General features: G+C 41.4%; 19 protein-coding genes and 2 other annotated features. Of the genes, 16 read left to right on the top strand and 3 right to left on the bottom strand.

Annotated features, from left to right (window positions below):
• Positions 1 to 12 precede the first annotated feature (12 nt).
• The 5 genes from dnaI (at position 13) to NST57_RS14040 (ending at position 5,912) form a co-directional block, all read left to right on the top strand.
• Positions 13 to 942 carry a primosomal protein DnaI gene (gene dnaI, locus NST57_RS14060; RefSeq protein WP_142155704.1) on the top strand — a complete coding sequence of 310 codons (930 nt, stop codon included), beginning with the start codon at positions 13 to 15 and terminating at the stop codon, positions 940 to 942.
• Positions 943 to 974: 32 nt separating this feature from the next.
• Positions 975 to 1,613, top strand: a complete 639-nt coding sequence (locus NST57_RS14055; protein ID WP_142155703.1) for a VTT domain-containing protein — start codon at positions 975 to 977, stop codon at positions 1,611 to 1,613.
• Positions 1,614 to 1,673: 60 nt separating this feature from the next.
• Positions 1,674 to 2,543, top strand: a complete 870-nt coding sequence (gene ytxC, locus NST57_RS14050) for a putative sporulation protein YtxC (RefSeq protein ID WP_142155702.1) — start codon at positions 1,674 to 1,676, stop codon at positions 2,541 to 2,543.
• A gap of 43 nt (positions 2,544 to 2,586) precedes the next feature.
• Positions 2,587 to 2,834: a binding site (T-box leader), on the top strand.
• A gap of 45 nt (positions 2,835 to 2,879) precedes the next feature.
• Positions 2,880 to 4,820: a threonine--tRNA ligase gene (gene thrS / locus NST57_RS14045; RefSeq protein WP_007501674.1), complete on the top strand. Its 1,941-nt coding sequence runs from the start codon at positions 2,880 to 2,882 to the stop codon at positions 4,818 to 4,820.
• Positions 4,821 to 4,991: 171 nt separating this feature from the next.
• A complete protein-coding gene (locus tag NST57_RS14040; RefSeq protein ID WP_142155701.1) occupies positions 4,992 to 5,912 on the top strand; it encodes a methyl-accepting chemotaxis protein in 921 nt (306 codons plus the stop codon).
• A gap of 55 nt (positions 5,913 to 5,967) precedes the next feature.
• Here NST57_RS14040 and NST57_RS14035 read toward each other — a convergent pair whose 3' ends face one another.
• The gene (locus NST57_RS14035; RefSeq protein ID WP_019743726.1) at positions 5,968 to 6,747 is read right to left on the bottom strand and encodes an HAD family hydrolase; all 780 of its coding nucleotides are present in this window, start codon (positions 6,745 to 6,747) and stop codon (positions 5,968 to 5,970) included.
• Between the two features lie 177 nt (positions 6,748 to 6,924).
• Between NST57_RS14035 and NST57_RS14030 the strand changes: the two genes are divergently transcribed.
• The 8 genes from NST57_RS14030 (at position 6,925) to NST57_RS13995 (ending at position 12,500) form a co-directional block, all read left to right on the top strand.
• Positions 6,925 to 8,682, top strand: coding sequence for a LytS/YhcK type 5TM receptor domain-containing protein (locus NST57_RS14030; protein ID WP_142155700.1), 1,758 nt, complete (start codon positions 6,925 to 6,927; stop codon positions 8,680 to 8,682).
• Positions 8,679 to 9,416 carry a LytR/AlgR family response regulator transcription factor gene (locus tag NST57_RS14025; RefSeq protein WP_048002761.1) on the top strand — a complete coding sequence of 246 codons (738 nt, stop codon included), beginning with the start codon at positions 8,679 to 8,681 and terminating at the stop codon, positions 9,414 to 9,416. Before NST57_RS14030 ends, NST57_RS14025 begins: the two co-directional genes overlap by 4 nt.
• 137 nt (positions 9,417 to 9,553) lie before the next feature.
• Entirely contained in the window at positions 9,554 to 9,997 is a 444-nt protein-coding gene (gene lrgA, locus NST57_RS14020) for an antiholin-like murein hydrolase modulator LrgA (protein ID WP_142155699.1), read from the top strand.
• 14 nt (positions 9,998 to 10,011) lie between these two features.
• A complete protein-coding gene (gene lrgB, locus NST57_RS14015) occupies positions 10,012 to 10,707 on the top strand; it encodes an antiholin-like protein LrgB (protein ID WP_200831234.1) in 696 nt (231 codons plus the stop codon).
• Positions 10,708 to 10,835: 128 nt separating this feature from the next.
• Positions 10,836 to 10,967, top strand: a sequence feature (ribosomal protein L20 leader region).
• A gap of 71 nt (positions 10,968 to 11,038) precedes the next feature.
• On the top strand, positions 11,039 to 11,554 hold the full coding sequence (gene infC, locus NST57_RS14010; RefSeq protein ID WP_024718649.1) for a translation initiation factor IF-3: 516 nt from the start codon (positions 11,039 to 11,041) through the stop codon (positions 11,552 to 11,554).
• Between the two features lie 24 nt (positions 11,555 to 11,578).
• Positions 11,579 to 11,779: a 50S ribosomal protein L35 gene (gene rpmI, locus NST57_RS14005; protein ID WP_003216324.1), complete on the top strand. Its 201-nt coding sequence runs from the start codon at positions 11,579 to 11,581 to the stop codon at positions 11,777 to 11,779.
• A gap of 31 nt (positions 11,780 to 11,810) precedes the next feature.
• Positions 11,811 to 12,170 carry a 50S ribosomal protein L20 gene (gene rplT / locus NST57_RS14000; protein ID WP_007501659.1) on the top strand — a complete coding sequence of 120 codons (360 nt, stop codon included), beginning with the start codon at positions 11,811 to 11,813 and terminating at the stop codon, positions 12,168 to 12,170.
• A 63-nt stretch (positions 12,171 to 12,233) separates the two neighbouring features.
• The gene (locus NST57_RS13995; protein WP_142155698.1) at positions 12,234 to 12,500 is read left to right on the top strand and encodes a DUF1294 domain-containing protein; all 267 of its coding nucleotides are present in this window, start codon (positions 12,234 to 12,236) and stop codon (positions 12,498 to 12,500) included.
• Between the two features lie 16 nt (positions 12,501 to 12,516).
• Here the strand turns inward: NST57_RS13995 and NST57_RS13990 are convergent, their stop codons facing one another.
• A complete protein-coding gene (locus NST57_RS13990; RefSeq protein WP_008346017.1) occupies positions 12,517 to 12,921 on the bottom strand; it encodes a hypothetical protein in 405 nt (134 codons plus the stop codon).
• A 180-nt stretch (positions 12,922 to 13,101) separates the two neighbouring features.
• Here NST57_RS13990 and NST57_RS13985 point away from each other — a divergent pair, with 180 nt between their 5' ends.
• Positions 13,102 to 14,190, top strand: a complete 1,089-nt coding sequence (locus NST57_RS13985; RefSeq protein ID WP_142155697.1) for a M20/M25/M40 family metallo-hydrolase — start codon at positions 13,102 to 13,104, stop codon at positions 14,188 to 14,190.
• Between the two features lie 351 nt (positions 14,191 to 14,541).
• On the top strand, positions 14,542 to 16,338 hold the full coding sequence (gene cstA / locus NST57_RS13980; protein WP_099496664.1) for a carbon starvation protein CstA: 1,797 nt from the start codon (positions 14,542 to 14,544) through the stop codon (positions 16,336 to 16,338).
• 45 nt (positions 16,339 to 16,383) lie between these two features.
• Here the strand turns inward: cstA and sspI are convergent, their stop codons facing one another.
• Positions 16,384 to 16,605, bottom strand: a complete 222-nt coding sequence (sspI, locus tag NST57_RS13975) for a small acid-soluble spore protein SspI (protein ID WP_008346010.1) — start codon at positions 16,603 to 16,605, stop codon at positions 16,384 to 16,386.
• 113 nt (positions 16,606 to 16,718) lie between these two features.
• Between sspI and NST57_RS13970 the strand changes: the two genes are divergently transcribed.
• Positions 16,719 to 17,462: a TrmH family RNA methyltransferase gene (locus NST57_RS13970; RefSeq protein ID WP_142155696.1), complete on the top strand. Its 744-nt coding sequence runs from the start codon at positions 16,719 to 16,721 to the stop codon at positions 17,460 to 17,462.
• Positions 17,463 to 17,833 lie beyond the last annotated feature (371 nt).

The following is a 17,833-nucleotide window of genomic DNA, read 5'->3' as shown; positions in this document are numbered from 1 at the left end:
GGTGAGATGGAGATGAAACCGATCGGTCGTTCATTTGATCAGCTAAAAGGGCGGGTAGATTTTCGTGTGAGATACAATCAGATTAAAGAAAGTGTCCTAGCTGATGAAGATGTGAAAGCTTTTTTAACGGAGCATCAAGAGGAAATACAAGAAGATATGATCAATCGCAGCTTGAATAGGCTCTTTGAATATGTACAGCAATCAAAGGGCTGTTCTTACTGCTTAGAGGAAGAGAATGTAAATGTCATTTTAGACGGGTATCACCCGAAGCTTGTAATCAAAGGTCAGAGCATTGATATTGAATATTCCCCTTGTCCTGTCAAACTGCGGCTTGATAGACAGAAAAAACAGCAAGAACTCATGAAAAGTATGTATATTCCACAGAATGTTCTTCAAGCGACGTTTGCTGATTTAAATGTGGTTGGAAGACAGGAAGTCATTCAAAAAGTAGGTCAATTCCTGCAAAGTTATGATGAAACAGGGAAGGGCAAAGGCCTCTATTTACACGGGAAGTTTGGGGTCGGAAAAACATTTATTCTGGCAGCGATTGCGCAGCAGCTAGCGGTAAAAGAGTATCCATCTCTCCTTGTATACGTGCCTGAATTTGTGAGAGAGTTAAAAAATTCCTTAGCCGATCATACACTCGAAGAGAAGCTGAATATGGTCAAATCAACACCGATTTTAATGCTTGATGATATTGGAGCAGAGTCGATGACAAGCTGGGTACGAGATGAACTTTTAGGAACAATCTTGCAATACCGTATGGCAGAGCAGCTGCCGACTTTTTTCTCTTCTAATTTCTCACCGAATGAGTTAAAGCATCACTTTACGTACTCACAGCGCGGGGAAAAAGAAGAGGTGAAGGCAGCTCGATTAATGGAACGTATTCTCTACCTAGCTGAACCAGTTCTGCTTGAAGGGGAAAATCGTCGTCATTTATAAAAAGATAGGTCACGTGAAGGAGAGCGGATGAAATGAATAAAAGAAAATGGCTGCTTTTCCTCGTGATTGGCGTTCTAGCTGCTGTGCTATGGTGGCTCAACAAACAGCATCTTCAACTGTCGCCGAAAGATGTGAAGAATTGGATTCTTCAATTTGGGATACTGGCTCCCTTTGTCTTTCTTTTCTTATCACTTTTTCGTCCATTTGTGCTTGTCCCTCTCACCGTCTTTTCGCTAGCAGCAGGTTTGGCATTCGGCAGTGTCCTTGGGACCATTTATGCCTTAGCTGGTGCGACAGCAGGTGCAACAGGATCTTTTTTGCTTGCCTCAACCTTCCGTTCAAACAAGCAGGAAAACGAATCAAGCAATCGGAAGCTAAAAGCGGTGACGTCCCGTATTCAAGAGCATGGATTTCTTTATATCCTCTTATTACGCATTGCACCCATTCACTTTGATTTTGTCAGTTATGCCGCAGCAGCTTCACGTGCGAATTATCGTGCATTTGCGGCAGCTACTTTTTTAGGATTAATACCAGGTACTGTGGCATTAAATGTCCTTGGATCAAGCTTTGTGAGCGGAAATTATGCTGCCTTAGCGATTGTTTGTTTGATTTATTTGATCTTTATCTCAGTTCCATTGATTTTAAAAAGAAAGATGCCTGATTTATTTTAGGCGTCTATTTTTTATGTTCCCCCCATATATATGTAACAGATGTCGTTAGGGGGGACAAACATGCTTGAAATAATCTTTGAAGATGAATATGATACCGCCGCTTTTTTACATCTTGCTGAACACTTGGACAGTCGGCATCACATTTCGATTCAACAAGGGAAAGATCGGCTTCTCATAGAAGCAAAAAAATCAGGAGAAGCCATTGAGCACATTGTGCGGACATTGCTGATTCACTTTTTTTTGGAATGCAAAGAAAATGAACGCATGCGAAGCATCCTTGAAAACACATACTTATTTAAAGATCCAGAAGAGCAGCACCAAATTCTTTCAATCGCCCATAGCATCATGAAAGGGGATCTAGATGATATTCCTGGAATTCATCAAGACCCGCCGAGGGAGGATCTGTTAAAAAAAGAGCTTGAGACGATTTCTTTACAGAAAGGTGTTTTTTCCATTGGTTCATTTATGACATTTAGGCTCTCAGCGTATGACAGAAGGCTGAAGAACTATGTTGAAGTATCCATCGAAGAATATAAAATGGAACAAGAATATCAAAACTTTATTCAATCCCTTCGAGACTATGTGATGTCAAGAGAACCTAAGCTTGAAAAAGTACATGTTGTGCATCAGGACCGCCTTATGATTTGGGAATTTCGGTACGCTTCTGAGCGTGATCAAAAACAATACATAGACAGACAGTTTGTAAGAGAGCATCCAATGTATATTGATTCGCAGTTGATTGCACCGCTTGTATCCATTGCGCCACAAAAAATTGACCTATTTACAGATGATACAGGTCACTCGATGGTGCAAACCATTCAAAATATTTTTCAAGAAAGAGTCGAGGTATTCCCGCCTCATTCGTTTCAAGAACAGAATGTACAATTTGTTCCTAGCCATTTGGAAAAGAAAAGTGAAAAGCTTTCTTGATTTTCACGAAAAAACGTTTTATAATACGGTGTAACTTCATACAAAGACCGTATTGATAAGGACATGAACAAATGAACACCCGCTTAAAGAGAGGGAAGCCGCGGCTGAAAGCTTCCTAGCAGAGGACCATTTGCTTTACCACCTTTGAACATCAGCTGTGAACTGTTTAGTAATAGCTGACGGGAATTCCCGTTATTGAACCACAAGCCGTATTTGCTTTTGACAAAGCAAGCTGCAAATACGGGAAAAAGGGTGGAACCACGATTCCGTTTATTCAACCTCGTCCCTTTCCAGGGGGCGGGGTTTTTATATTGCCAAAAAAAGGAGTGACTAGAGATGTCAGAACAAATTCAACTTACATTTCCCGATGGAGCAGTCAAGGAGTTTGACAAAACAGCTACAACAGAAGACATCGCGGCATCAATCAGCCCAGGCCTAAAGAAAAAAGCGCTTGCCGGTAAATTGAACGGCAAAGAAATAGATCTGCGTACGCCACTGTTAGAAAGTGGAACAATCGAGATCATCACAGATAAGAGTGAAGAAGCGCTCGATATTATGCGCCACAGCACAGCGCATTTACTAGCACAGGCAATCAAACGCATTTATGGAAAAGAGCATCACGTCCAGTTTGGCGTAGGCCCTGTCATCGAAAATGGCTTTTACTATGATGTCGACATCGATGTAGCGATTACACCTGAAGATTTACCAAAGATTGAAAAAGAAATGAAAAAAATCATTAACAGCAATTTGCCGATTGAGCGCATTGAAGTTTCAAGAGAAGAAGCGAAAGCACGCTTTGAAGCAATTGGCGATGAATTGAAGCTCGAGTTGTTAGAGGCAATCCCAGAAGGCGAAGCCGTCACAATTTATGAGCAAGGTGAATTCTTCGATCTATGCCGCGGCATTCACTTGCCGTCTACAGGGAAAATCAAAGAATTCAAGCTGTTAAGCCTTGCAGGTGCTTACTGGAGAGGTGACAGTAACAACCAAATGCTTCAGCGTATTTACGGAACAGCTTTCTTCAGCAAAGAAGAATTAAACGAGCATTTACGTCTGCTTGAAGAAGCAAAAGAGCGCGATCACCGTAAACTAGGAAAAGAATTGAAGCTGTTTGCGAACTCTCAAAAAGTGGGCCAAGGTCTTCCGCTCTGGCTGCCAAAAGGGGCAACAATCCGCCGCGTCATTGAGCGTTATATTGTTGATAAAGAAGTACGCCTTGGTTATGAGCATGTGTATACACCCGTTCTTGCGAGTGTGGAATTGTATAAAACATCAGGCCACTGGGCGCATTATCAAGAAGATATGTTCCCGGTCATGGAAATGGACAACGAAGATCTTGTCCTTCGTCCAATGAACTGCCCGCACCATATGATGATTTATAAAAATGAACCTCATAGCTATCGTGAACTGCCAATTCGAATTGCAGAGCTTGGAACAATGCACCGCTATGAAATGTCAGGCGCTTTATCCGGCCTGCAGCGTGTTCGCGGGATGACATTAAATGATGCCCATATCTTTGTTCGTCCAGATCAAATCAAAGATGAGTTCATCCGTACAGTTCGTTTAATTGAAGAAGTCTATCAAGACTTCGGCTTAAATGATTATACGTTCCGCTTATCTTACCGTGACCCAGAGGATACTGAGAAGTATTTTGACGATGATGCAATGTGGAATAAAGCACAGTCTATGCTGAAAGATGCAATGGACGAGCTTGGGCACGACTACTATGAAGCAGAAGGCGAAGCGGCATTTTATGGTCCTAAGCTTGACGTCCAAGTAAAGACAGCCCTTGGAAAAGAAGAGACTCTATCTACTGTACAGCTTGACTTCTTACTTCCAGAGCGTTTCGATCTCACATATATCGGAGAAGATGGAAAACACCATCGTCCAGTTGTTATTCATAGAGGAGTTGTGTCCACAATGGAACGCTTCGTTGCCTTCTTAATTGAAGAATACAAAGGAGCTCTTCCAACATGGCTGGCACCTGTACAATTCCAAGTCATCCCGGTTTCACCGTCTGTCCATTTAGACTATGCGAAAAAAGTACAAGAACGTTTGCAGCTTGAAGGTCTTCGTGTTGAACTTGACAGCCGTGATGAAAAAATCGGATACAAAATTAGAGAAGCGCAAATGCAAAAGATTCCGTACATGCTAGTTGTCGGTGATCAAGAAGCAGAAAATGGCGCAGTCAATGTAAGAAAATACGGGGAACAAGATTCAGAAACAATGGACCTCGAAGCTTTTGTGAAACATGCAGTCGCAGAAGCAAAAAAATAATGAAGGCAAACGAAACAGTCAGTGATCTCATCTCTTGAGGTTGCTGGCTTTTTTCTTGTGGAAAAAAATTCTCTACTAGTGATCCAAGAACGCAAATAATACGTTTAGATAGTACGAAAGTATGGGTAAGTATGTACTATTGGATAGAGGCAAATTGGGGGAATGAAAGTGATGATTCAAACAACAAACACTTTATCAACACAAGTATTGGAGCAATCAGCCGTTCTTCGTGCGTTAGAACATTCATTGGCGATGATTGAATTTGATGTCACAGGCGAGGTACTATGGGTCAATGATATTTTCGCAAAAGCCATGAGATATACAAAGGAAGAAATGATTGGTTTAAAGCATAGACAGTTTTGTCCTCAGCATATTGCAGAAGACGCAAGTTATCAAATGTTTTGGAAGCGTTTGAAGAATGGACAAGTGTTTCAGGAAAAGGTGCAGCGGATCACGAAGTACGGTGACACCTTATGGCTTGAAGCGACGTATACACCAGTGCTCAATGAAGAGGGGAACGTAGTGGCTGTCGTGAAAGTGGCAACAGATATTACGGAGAGAGAAAACACAGTGAAGCAGGTAGTAGAAGACTTAAAGGATATGTCTGCAAAATTAATGGAGCGAGCGGAAATCGGCATCGAGCATAGTCAAAGTGTAAATGCTTCTTTTGAACATATTGCGAGTGAAACGGATCAAAACATGAGTTTGCTAGAAGGGTTAACAGAGCAGGTGGAGTCGATCAGTTCAATTGCTACAACGATTAACAGTATCGCTTCCCAAACGCAGCTGCTCGCATTGAACGCGGCCATAGAAGCTGCGCATGCAGGTTCCTATGGAAATGGCTTTAGTGTCGTCGCGGCAGAAATCCGTAAGCTTGCGACAGATTCAAAGGAAGCGATCGTAAAGGTGGATCGATATGTGAAGGCGATTCATATAGAAGTTGAAAAGGTCAGCAGCGGGACCAGCCGTGCAAAGACAAGCGTGTTTACAAACCGGGACCTTGTCAAGCAGGCAAGCGAGGAATTCATGAATGTAGGAGAAGCAGCACGCAGCTTAGATCGTCAAGCACAAAGTCTAGCAGCAATTGTTTAGCCGAAATCGAAAAAACACCCAATCTCGATCAGGAGAAGGGTGTTTTTCTAATGCTTTATTTTAAAATATCAAACAATTCGTGTAAGTCTTTAATTTCATAATCTGGTGTCACATCTGTTTCATTTTTCTTGCCATGACGATTGATCCAAACGGTTTGGATGCCTACGCGAGAAGCGCCGAGAATATCTGTTTTTGGATTATCTCCTACCATGATGACGTCATCTTTTGTGAGATTTAACAGCTGAAGGCAGTGCTCAAAGATGCCAGGATCAGGCTTTCCTTTCCCGTAATCTCCTGAAATCACAATTTCATTAAAGTAAGGGGCAAGTTCCGGAACACCTGCAAGTTTTTCTTTTTGCAGACTAGGATCTCCATTTGTTAAAAGAAGTAATTCATAGCTCCCCTTTAGGCGCTCTAAAACAGGATACGTTTCTTCATAGACATACGGGCGTTTTCTGCGCTCTGCTGCAAAGAAATCTGCTAAGTATTGACCAAATGCTTCATCGTCAATTCCTGCCTCTTTTAAGCCGTTCGTCCAAGCGTTTTTGCGATACTCTGGTGCAAGGGCGTTCAGCTTTTGAAAGCCTTCGCTAATCGGCTCACTAAAATTAGACCACAGTCCTTCAAAAGGATTAATGCCAATCATGACAGTATAATCATATGTTTCATAAGAAGAATACAGCTTTCTTGCTTCTTCACGCACAATCTGTTCAAACGATTCTGGATCAAGTCCATATTTCTTTTCTGCTTCCCGGCAAGTTTCTTGAAAAGTGGTATGAATGCTTTTTTCATCCCAAAGCAAAGTATCATCTAAATCGAAAAATACGGCTTTCATGATCTTCTCCCTTGTTATGTATGTAGTTACCCTCAATTGCATGTGACAGGCTCATGTTCATTTTACAATAGAAGGAGAGGGCAATAAAGAAAAGATTTGAGAGATTTTTGAGCATTGACCGTGCATGATAGAATAGATAGACAGTAGATATCACATACATCAATTGGGGTGGCCGGTTTGCTTCATTTAATTATTATGATGATTGAGCGTGTAGGAATCATCGTTATTTTGGGATTTGTGCTTGCCCATGTGAAGGGCTTTCGCAATCTCTTACTACATAATCAAGGGTTTCGAAAAAAAGCAATCCTTGTCTTTATTTTTGCTTCTTTTAGTATCATCAGCAATTACACTGGAATTGAAATCCAGCAGCAGATTGTGATGAACCACGAATTTTCATATCACCTAGGCTCATCAAGTTCTATCGCCAATACGAGAATTATGGGGATCGAAATGGGCGGCTTAATAGGGGGGCCATTTGTAGGGATTGGTGCTGGGCTTTTAGCTGGCATTCATCGCTATTCACTAGGAGGGAGCACCGCGCTTAGCTGCGCAATTTCTTCCATTTTAGCCGGTGTGATTGCAGGCTATGTCGGCAGGCGATTTAAGCGGAAGAATCGAATGGTCACACCGCGACAAGCAGCGATTTTTGGTGTAGCGATGGAATCTTTACAAATGGTCATTATCCTTCTGTTTGCGAAGCCATTTGCTGATGCTTGGGGCCTTGTGAGTATTATTGCGTTGCCGATGATCTTTGTGAATGGAATCGGGAGTTTTATCTTTTTATCCATTTTACAGTCAGTAATTCGCCAAGAAGAGCAGGCGAAAGCGATGCAGACGCATCGAGTATTTTCTATTGCAGATCAAACACTTCCTTATTTCCGGCAAGGGCTAAACGAACAATCATGTAAAAGTGTGGCAGAAATCATTCATCGTTTAACAGAAACAGATGCTGTCTCCTTAACAGATACAGAAAAGATTTTAGCACATGTTGGAGATGGAACAGATCATCATATTCCATCGAAAAGCCTGATTACAGGGTTGTCTAAGCAAGTGTTGATGAGTGGAAAGATTATGAAGGCGCATTCGAAAGATGACATCAATTGTTCAGTCGCTCACTGTCCTCTTGAAGCAGCCATTGTGCTACCACTCACGTCTAATGGTCAAACAATCGGAACATTAAAAATGTATTTCACTTCTCCAGTCGGATTAAGCAGAGTAGAAGAGGAGCTTGCAGAAGGTTTGGCGATGCTTTTTTCCACACAGCTTGAGCTTGGGGAGGCTGAGACCCAAAGCCGTCTGCTGAAAGATGCAGAGATCAAGGCGCTTCAGGCCCAGGTGAATCCGCACTTTTTATTTAACGCCATTAACACCATCTCCGTTTTGTGTAGAACGAATGTAGAGATGGCAAGGAAACTGCTACTGCAACTGAGTATTTATTTTCGATCAAATTTACAAGGCGCCCGCCAGCTGCTCATTCCAATGCATAAAGAAATTCAGCATGTGGAGGCTTATTTATCACTGGAACAAGCGAGATTTCCAAATAAATATCAAGTGACCTTTCAAATTGAAAAAGAGCTGGAACAGGTGATGATCCCTCCCTTTGTGCTTCAAGTGCTTGTTGAAAATGCAGTGAGACATGCTTTTCCTAAACATCAAACAAATTGTGAAGTCATCGTATCCGCTTTGATAAAAGATGGGCATGTCTATATGAAAGTCACAGATAATGGCCAGGGGATTGAAGACGACAAGATGGCTCAATTATTAAAATCGCCAGTTGAATCAAAAGAAGGAACAGGTACAGCACTTTATAATTTAGACCAGCGGCTAAGAGGAATTTTTGGCCGGCAAGCTGCTTTATCCATTCATAGTGACAAAGGCACTGACATCTCATTTCGCATTCCAATGGATTATGTAAAAAAGGATGATTCTCGTTGATAAAGGTATTGATTGTAGATGATGAAGTTTTAGCAAGAGACGAATTAAAATATTTGTTACAAAGAACAAAAGAGAATGTTCAAATAGAGGAAGCGGAAAATATAGAATCTGCTTTTGACCGGATGGTCGATCACAAGCCCGATTTGCTCTTTTTAGATATCGATTTATCAGGTGAGAATGGATTTGATATTGCCAAAAGGCTCAACCGAATGTCTGATCCGCCGGCGATCGTATTTGCTACAGCATTTGATCAATATGCGCTGAAGGCGTTTGAGGTGAGTGCACTAGATTACTTAACAAAGCCTTTTGATGAAGAGCGGCTTTTGCAAACGATGCAAAAGTTTAAGAAGTGGAAAGCTATTGAGACGCAGGAGCCGTCTCTTTCAGAAGACAAATTTTCTCACAACCAAAAATTAGCGATCTCTGTCGATGAGTCTATTGTGATCTTGCAGGTTGACGAGATTATGTATGTAGGGCTTAGTGAAGGAAAAAAGGTTGTGAAAACAAGAGATCATATGTATGAGGTGACAGAACCGCTTGTGGTCATTGAAAAGAAATTACCCGAGGCTTATTTTATGAGAGTTCACCGAAGCTATATCGTCAACACGTCTCATATGAAAGAAGTACAGCCTTGGTTTAATTCAACGTATAATCTTCATATGACAGACGGGTCTATCGTCCCTGTCAGCCGAACATATGCGAAAGAACTAAAGAAGTCGCTCCTATTAGAATAGGGCGGCTTTTTTCATTTGTATTTCAATCCTCATTTTTTGCATTTCAGTCAGGATATTAGGTGAGTTTTATTGTAAACGCTTCATTTGTTTGTTTCATGCCATATACTGAGGGCAGTCGAAGAAAGAGGTGAAAGGGCATGAGTGCCACAAAAGTATATGGATTTCTATCTCAAGCATTTATCTTTGCAACGGTAATGTTCGTTTCTAATCTCATTTCAATGTATTTACCGATTCCGATGCCTGCATCTGTTATTGGTTTGGTTCTTTTATTTATTTTATTAACAACAAAGATTGTGAAACTAGAGCATGTAGAGCAATTAGGCAGTTCATTGACAGGTCTTATTAGTTTTCTATTTGTTCCTTCTGGTATCTCAGTCATTCAATCATTAGGTGTCATGCAAGAAGTAGGGGTACAGGTAGTGGGTGTGATTATCATTGCAACCATTATGTTACTTGCCGCCACTGGGCTGTTCTCTCAGCTTCTGATGCAGTTATCAGAAAGACCACAGCAGCGTCAAAAGACAAAGGAGAGCAAATCCACTCCTTCTCATTCAAATAAACCAGCTTCAACTACGCATTAAAGGAGAGGTGTAAGATGGGTACAAGTACTATGAGTCCTTATTTTGGCATTGTCGTCTCATTAGTGGCCTTTGGGATTGGCACATTTTTATTTAAAAAGTCTAAAGGTTTCTTCTTATTCACCCCGCTATTTGTTGCCATGGTGTTAGGCATTTTGTTTTTGAAAATTGGCGGTTTTTCCTATGCAGATTATAATGAAGGCGGTAAGATTATCAAGTTTTTCTTAGAGCCTGCGACCATCGCGTTTGCGATTCCTCTTTATAAACAGCGAGCTTTGCTGAAAAAATATTGGTGGCAAATTTTATCCGCTATTTTTGTCGGCTCACTTTGTTCTATTACGATTGTTTATGCAGTAGCAAAAGGGATTCATCTTGATGCTGCTGTTATGAAAAGCATGCTCCCACAAGCGGCGACGACAGCAATTGCTTTGCCAATTGCAAAGGATATTGGCGGAATTGCAGATATTACAGCCTTTGCGGTTATTTTTAATGCGGTGATTGTCTATGCGTTAGGTGCCTTCTTCCTAAAACTGTTTCGGATTAAAAACCCAGTGGCCAAAGGCCTTGCACTTGGTACTTCAGGACATGCACTTGGCGTTTCTGTTGGGATTGAGATGGGCGAAGTGGAAGCGGCAATGGCAAGTATCGCTGTTGTGGTAGTAGGGGTTGTCACCGTGATTGTCATCCCAATCTTCTTGCAATTGATTCTTTAATATCAGCATTGTTTGAAAAAGGCTTGCCCAAATCGTTTCGTCATGCTAAAATGAAAAAGTTGTTTCAAGAGTTCCGTTACTTGACGGACAAATGAAAATTGTGTAGAATAGTTAACGAATTGAATAGATATCACAAGCAGAAGCACCCGCTTCTCACCTGATTGACACATGTTTGTAGTTGACAGGTTGACCGTACATTTATTTTTTCATGCAAATGTTCGCAGTGTGGGTGTTTTATATGCCCACACTTTTTGTTTGCCTGTAAAACATACAACGAAATGGTCAAAATGAATTGTGAACTCAATTCAAAATCTCATGGAGGTGGCTCACTATTAGCAAAGATCAATTAGTTAATGAAGGTATTCGTGCGCGTGAAGTTCGTTTGATCGGACAAAATGGCGATCAGCTTGGGATTAAAACCCGCCAGGAAGCTCTGGAAATTGCTACGAAAGCCAATCTTGACCTTGTGTTAGTTGCTGCAAATGCAAAACCACCTGTTTGCCGAATCATGGACTACGGTAAGTTCCGATTCGAACAGCAGAAGAAGGAAAAAGAGGCACGTAAGAATCAAAAAATCATTAGCTTAAAAGAAGTTCGGTTGAGCCCGACAATCGATGAACATGATTTTAACACGAAGCTCCGTAATGCAATCAAATTCCTTGAAAAGGGAGATAAAGTGAAAGCTTCTATCCGCTTTAAAGGCCGTGCGATTACGCATAAAGAAATCGGACAGCGCGTGTTAGACCGTTTCTCTGAAGCTTGCGCTGAAGTAGCAACAGTAGAAACAAAACCTAAGATGGACGGACGCAGCATGTTCCTCATGCTTGCACCAAAAGTCGAAAAGTAAAGTAACAGAGGGAGGAAACATCCAATGCCAAAAATGAAAACTCACCGCGGATCTGCTAAACGTTTCAAAAAAACAGGTTCTGGTAAACTTAAACGTTCTCATGCGTACACAAGTCACTTGTTCGCTAACAAATCTACAAAGCAAAAACGTAAATTGCGTAAGAGCGCAATCGTAAGTGCTGGAGATTTCAAACGTATCAAACAACAACTTGCAAACATCAAGTAATCTGGAATAGGAAACATAGGAGGGAATTACAATGCCAAGAGTAAAAGGCGGAACTGTGTCGCGTCAGCGTCGTAAAAAGGTTCTTAAATTAGCAAAAGGTTATTTCGGTTCAAAACATAGATTATATAAAGTAGCAAACCAACAGGTGATGAAATCTGGAAACTACGCTTTCCGTGACCGTCGTCAGAAAAAACGTGACTTCCGTAAACTATGGATCACTCGTATCAATGCTGCAGCTCGTATGAACGGTCTTTCTTACAGCCGTTTAATGCATGGCTTAAAGCTTTCTGGTATCGAAGTAAACCGCAAAATGCTTGCTGATCTTGCTGTGAATGACCTAAACGCGTTCAACCAGCTTGCTGATGCTGCAAAAGCACAACTAGACAAGTAAGTCATATAAAAGATCATTCCGTCGAGGAGTGATCTTTTTTTCTCATCATGTGAGGTGGAATAAATGAATTTCGCAATGATCGTACTGCTCATCTTGGTCAATGTCTATGGATTTTTTCTCATGGGAGAGGATAAACGCCGGGCGAAAGCACATAAATGGAGAATATCAGAAGCACACTTATGGAGTACTGCAGTTCTTTTTGGTGCTGCTGGGTCATTTCTAGGCATGCAGTATTTTCGTCATAAAACAAAGCATCCTGCCTTTCAAATAGGTATGCCTGCTTTAATTGTTGTTCAATTGGTGATATTGGGCTATATCAATCTGATCTGAAAAAGAGCAGACACCGTCAAGTCGGCGTGTCTGCTCCTTTTTTTTGTTTGATTTTTTTGATGGGCTGATCCCAATCAATTTTTGTTTGAGGATACCGTTCAATGATGTTTTCCTCAAGTTTTTCAAAGTCTTCTAATGTGAATTCATTTAGCTTCTCAGGTGACTCGGTCCAAACGTAAATGGAGTGGACAAACAGAGGATGATCCTTAGAAGGAACATGTTTCTCCCCTTCAAACAAGACACCTTTATAGACGAAATTGAAATTTTTGCGGGCATTTTGCTGTTCGTCCATAAAATAAAAGCCTTCTTTTAATTGTGCTTGTTTCAACTTTCTTCTCGGATTTGAGAAGAATTTTACCGCCATGTAGAAAATATAGACAAGCAGTGCAACAAGAGCAAGTCTAATGAGGATGACAAACATGACAGGATGCACCTCCAATACCGTTATCTGATGTACTACGAATGAGAAAGCCAAAAGGTTTCAACTTTTTTTAAAAAAATATTTCGATAAACGAAAAAATATTCATAAAAAGATCGTATTGAACGAAAAAGGTTTTGTATAATAAGAATGCACCATGAAGAAAAAGGAGGATAAACAAAAATGACAAAACTAGATCAAACATTAACTATGCTGAAAGACCTAACGGATGCAAAAGGGATTCCAGGAAATGAACGTGATGTAAAAAAAGTCATGGAGTCATACATAGAAGCATATGCAGATGAAGTTTCTACAGACCGCCTTGGCAGCTTAATTGCTAAGAAGGAAGGAAATGCAAATGGGCCTAAAGTGATGCTTGCTGGTCACTTAGATGAAGTAGGATTCATGGTGACAAAAATTGATGACAAAGGTTATATTCGTTTTCAAACGGTCGGCGGCTGGTGGTCACAAGTTATGCTGGCGCAGCGTGTCACCATTGTGACGAAAAAAGGAGACATTACAGGTGTGATTGGTTCTAAACCGCCACATGTCTTATCACCAGAAGCACGAAAAAAATCAATCGAAATCACAGATATGTTCATTGATATTGGGGCTTCGAGCAAAGAACAGGCAATGGAATGGGGCGTCCTCCCTGGAGATCAAATCGTACCTTACTTTGAGTTTACGGTAATGAATGACGAAAAAATGCTTCTTGCAAAAGCCTGGGACAACCGTATCGGCTGTGCAGTAGCGATTGATGTCATGAAGAATTTAAAGGATACTCAGCATGAAAATATTGCATACAGTGTAGCAACTGTCCAAGAGGAAGTTGGCTTGCGCGGAGCTAAAACAGCGGCAGCTACCATCCAGCCTGATATTGGATTTGCTATTGATGTTGGAGTAGCAGGTGATACACCAGGTATTACTGAAAAAGAAGCAACAAGCAAACTTGGCAAAGGACCAACGATTGTCGTATTCGACGCTTCCATGGTTTCTCATAAAGGGCTTCGCGATTTTGTTGTCCAAACTGCGGATGAATTAAACATTCCTTATCAATATGATTCCATGCCAGGTGGAGGAACAGATGCTGGAGGTATTCACTTAACAGGTCATGGCGTTCCATCACTATCCATCGGGATTCCAAGCAGATATATTCATTCTCATGCAGCCATGATTCATCGAGATGATTATGAAAATGCGGTGAAGCTTTTAACAGAAGTCATCAAAAGACTTGATCAAAAAACGGTCGAACAAATTACGTACGGTTCTTAAAATGAAGCCTTTCCTCAGTATGGGGAAAGGTTTTTTAATTGCGTTGAATTTCCCAGGAAATGAACGTTGGAATGTAAGTTGTGTCAAAAGAACTGTTTTCAAGTAAATGAAGTGATATTTTTCTAGTGAGGAAGGCACATGTGATCCATCTTGTATTTATGTAAGATGAAATCAATAAAAAAGGACAGAGCCTCAAACTTGCTCTGTCAAAAGAGAGTTTATGGAAGTAGGTGAAGCTTATTTTAGATTAAATCAATTATTCCTATTTGTCAACTTGGTTTTAAAAGAAAGAAAAATAAATCAATTTATGTTATATTTGTAACAAATTGTTTATACAAAGGGGATGGTTAAATGAATGCGGTTTCAATTGTGATAGGATCGATGTGTATTTTAGCGATTGCCTATCGCCTCTACGGCACGTTTATGATGGTGAAGGTACTAAAGGTCACAGATGATCACCCTACGCCGGCCCATACACTCGAGGACGGGAAAGATTATGTGCCGACAAACAAATGGGTTACATTTGGGCATCACTTTGCTGCGATTGCCGCTGCAGGTCCATTAGTTGGTCCGATTTTAGCCGCACAATTTGGGTATTTACCTGGTCTCCTTTGGCTCTTAATTGGAGCGGTGATTGGCGGAGCTGTTCATGATCTCGTGGTCTTGTTTGCTTCGATGCGGAAAAAGGGGAAATCACTATCAGAAGTAGCGAAAGAGGAGCTTGGTCCTGTGGCAGGATTTTGCACAGGGCTCGCCATGTTATTTATTATTACAATTACAATGGCAGGACTGTCCATGGTTGTGCTTCATGCTTTAGAACGAAATCCTTGGGGAACCTTTGCAGTTGGTATTACCATTCCAATAGCGATGGGAGTTGGCCTTTATTATAAAAAGACGGGCAATTTAAAGCTGGCGACATCTGCGGGATTCATATTATTGATGTTGGGGGTATTCCTTGGACCGAATATTCAAGGAACAGCACTTGGAGATTTGTTAACACTTGATACAAAAACGCTTGCCCTTGCCCTGCCAATCTATGCGTTCTTTGCCGCGGCCCTGCCGGTTTGGCTGCTTTTGGCACCCAGAGACTATTTAAGCAGTTTTATGAAAATTGGTGTATTCATCGCGCTGATTGCGGGAATCTTTGTGGTTAATCCAACCATCCAATTTCCGGCGTTCACGGAGTTTGTAAATGGAGGAGGACCTGTCTTAGCTGGACCTGTCTGGCCTTTTATTTCGATTACCATTGCTTGTGGCGCGATTTCTGGTTTTCATGCATTTGTTGGCTCAGGGACAACGCCAAAAATGCTAGATCGTTGGAGTGATATGAAGCCGGTGGCGTTTGGCGCGATGCTGGTAGAATGTTTAGTGGGAATCATGGCGTTAATTGCCGCTACTGCGCTTCATCCGGGAGATTATTTTGCGATTAATAGTACACCTGAAGTGTTCCGAACGCTTGGTATGAGTGTTGAAAACCTTCCTCAGCTAAGTAAAGAAATCGGTCTTGATTTAGAAGGAAGGACGGGTGGAGCTGTTACATTAGCTGTAGGGATGGCGTACATCTTTACGGGTATTCCGTTCTTTAGTCATTTGGCATCTTATTTCTTCCAATTCGTGATTATGTTTGAAGCCGTCTTTATTTTAACGGCGATTGACGCGGGAACCCGTGTCGCGCGATATTTGATTCAAGATTTCTTTGGAGAAGCATATAAACCGCTGAAACGAAACGACTGGGTACCAGGGTCAGTCTTTGCAAGTGCACTTGCTTGTTTTATGTGGGGATACTTGCTTTACTCTGGAGACATTGGGTCCATTTGGGCACTTTTTGGCGTTTCAAACCAGCTAATGGCCTCGGTCGGATTAATCATTGGGGCGACGGTTGTGTTAAAAATTGCGGATAAAAGGCGGTATATGTTGACTTGTTTAATTCCACTTGCTTACTTATATGTGACGGTGAATTATGCGGGTTATTGGATGGTTGCGAATGTCTATCTCAATCCTGAAGCATCTGGCTACAGTGTACTGAATGCCGTGCTTTCGATGATTATGCTGATTTTAGGTTTTGTCATTATCGTGTTCGCTATTAAAAAATGGATCGAGATTTGGCGCGATCCAGCTCTTCGAATGGAGACGCCAATCACTGGCTAAATGAACAAAGCCGGCTTGCTAATAGATAAGCAAACCGGCTTCTTGTTATTGCTGATGCTCAGGTTTTAAGCCTTGCTCTAATGTTTCAAGAATTTCATTTTTTTCATCTTCGGATGCCTCTTGCCATAACACCTCGAACAAAACGCCAAGTCCTGGTAGCATTTTTTCCTCGCCGCTTTGAATGGCATCTAAAATCGTATGCTCAAGTTGTTCTTGATTATGGCCAGTAATGTTTTGAATCACTGCGCCTCTTAAATTAAAATCCATTGCCCACACTCCTTTTTTGATGGTGATAGCCCTATTCTGTCTCAAAGACAGGTTTATTATGTAGTGTGCTTGAGATATAATAAATTCATGATATTTAAAGGAGTTAAAGTCGCTTGAAATATATAGAATCAGCTAAAAACGCACACATTAAACAATGGAAAAAGCTCCATACAAAAAAAGAACGAACGAAAACAGGGCTGTTCCTTGTTGAAGGAAAACACTTAGTAGAAGAAGCATTGAAAAGCGGGGTTGTGAAAGAGTTAATGATCACAACACCTGACATGCTCCCTGCTGACATCGAGCCTGACATTGAGCTGTATGAATTAAGTGAAGAGGCTTTTACTGCGATGACGGAAACGGAAACACCTCAGCAAATCGCAGCGGTTTGTACAATTCCTGTATTTGAGGAGAAAAAGTATGAACGAATGCTTCTGTTAGATGCAGTGCAGGATCCGGGGAATTTAGGCACACTCATTCGGACAGCAGATGCAGCGGGGCTTGATGCTGTGATTCTAGGGGATGGAACCGTTGATGCGTTTAACGGAAAAACGCTCCGTTCAGCACAAGGGTCTCATTTTCACCTGCCTATCTTAAAACAAACACTACAACAGACAATTCCAGCATTAAAGGCGCAAGGCATACCTGTATATGGCAGTGCTTTGAAAGATGCGAAAGAGTATAGACACATAGCATCAGAAGGTCCATTTGCGTTAATTGTGGGCAACGAGGGAGCAGGTATTGATCCAGAGATCCTTCAAATGACAGATCAGAATTTATACGTTCCGATGTACGGACAAGCGGAATCATTAAATGTGGCTGTGGCAGCAGCGGTTCTTGTCTATCATTTGCGCGGATAGTGTTGCATCACGTCCTATTTTTCACTATAATGAAACTAATATTTTAAAAACCATGATAGAGGAAGATTGTTTCACGGGGCGTCCTAATAGGGAGAATGCATCGTAGACTGAAAGTGCATTTAAGGAATGCTGAAACAGGAATTCACCTCTGGAGTTGTCACCGGGACCGCATGTTTTGCGTAAAGGTGGACCGGATTCGTTTGATTCCGTTATGTCAATGAAGCTTATTCGCACATATATTTGTGCTTAACAAGGGTGGTACCGCGACCACAACTCGTCCCTTCTTTTTTGGAGGGGCGGGTTTTTTTATTGTCTTCAAACAATCAAACGCCCGTTTATTCAGACGGTTTTGTATATTAAAAGGAGGATGA

It is taken from the genome of Bacillus sp. FSL M8-0077 (assembly GCF_038050255.1).
Taxonomy (GTDB): Bacteria; Bacillota; Bacilli; order Bacillales; family Bacillaceae; genus Bacillus; species Bacillus altitudinis.
The sequence above is the reverse complement of the archived record's forward strand: the minus strand, read 5'-3'. Positions and strand labels throughout refer to the sequence as shown.